Source organism: Alcanivorax sp. HI0044 (assembly GCF_001634945.1).
In genome coordinates this window covers 1-1,230 of record NZ_LWEZ01001888.1, presented here as the reverse complement: position 1 = coordinate 1,230, position 1,230 = coordinate 1, and the positions used below count along the sequence as shown (strand labels likewise).

At 61.0% G+C, this 1,230-nt stretch carries 2 protein-coding genes; both read right to left on the bottom strand.

Annotated elements, in window-relative coordinates:
- Positions 1-547, bottom strand: a 547-nt coding sequence (locus A3730_RS28210; RefSeq protein ID WP_063539398.1) for a rhomboid family intramembrane serine protease, incomplete at its 3' end; no start/stop codon positions are given.
- The coding region (locus A3730_RS28205; RefSeq protein ID WP_063539397.1) for an aminopeptidase at positions 538-1,230 on the bottom strand (693 nt) is incomplete at its 5' end. The genes A3730_RS28205 and A3730_RS28210, both read right to left, overlap by 10 nt.

Sequence of the window (1,230 nt, the reverse complement as noted above, 5' to 3'; positions counted from 1 at the left end):
GGGCCAGGTTGGACGCCGCAGAGGTAATCACGGTCACCAGCACCAGCTGGGTGCCAGACTGCAACCGTTCGATCAGACGCCCCAGGTCAGACCACCACAGCAGGTTGAACAGGATGTGCAGCAGGGAAAAGTGCAGGAACATGGGAGTCAGCAGCCGCCAGGGCTGACTGGCCAGCCCTTCCACCACCCGGGGAAACAGGAAGGCATTATAGATACAGTAGCCGATCACATAGGTCGATAGATACACCACCGCACAGGCAATCAGAATGCCCCGCGTCACCCAGCCCATGCTGGCAAACCAGCCACCGGACAACAGCGGTTGCGGACGCCCGGTTAGCGGCTCCACCGGCTGGCGATGCTGCTGGTGGCGCAGGTCGTTGATCAATTCCTGCAGCAAGGCGTGGGCATGCTCATACTGCGCCGGGTTTTGCAGCTCAATGATGTGCTGCCCGTCGGCTTCCCGGCGGTCGACAGCAAAGCCATTACGCCGCAGGGTTTTCACAAACAGGTCCGCCAGTTCCGGCTGCGGCGTGCGAATCAGTTCCATGCAAGCCCCTCCAGGGCATCGGTACGTTGAGCCAGTGTTAGCGCCACCAAATTGTCCACCTGCTGCCAGAAGCAGCCCCAGTCCCGCTGACACTGATCCAGCAGGCGGGCAAAGGCCGGCACATAATCGTTATAGTCGCTGACCCCGTTAAGACGGGCATTGTTCAATCGCCCATCAAAGAAACCGGCGTAGGCTTTCAGGGCCGGCTGCGCCTGGCTGTCACGGGCAAAACGGTCGCGGGCCTGTTGCAGGATACGGGTTTTCTCCCGGGCCAGCGCGTCGGCATCCTGCGCTGACGCATACAGTTCCTTCAGCGCCGCACGCGTCGCCTGCACAATGGCCATAAAGGCATCCTGCACCTGTTCACGCTGCTGCCAGTAAGCGGCGGATAACGGCTCACCACTATGGGCGAAGTAATCCACTGCCCCTTCCCGGCCGACCAGGGTCGCCAGGGACTCATTGAAACGGGTGTCATCCTTGATATACACCTTGCGGTGCACCAGTTCGTGGATCAGCAATTGCGCCAGTGACGGACGAGAGCGCTCGAGCATGGGCGTGGTCAGCGGGTCGGCAAACCAACCCAGTGTGGAATAGGCGATGGCACCGCCCACGAAGGTATCCATGCCATCTTCAGCCAGAGCATCCGCCTCACGGGTGGCGCGATCCTTGTCAAAATAGCCCCG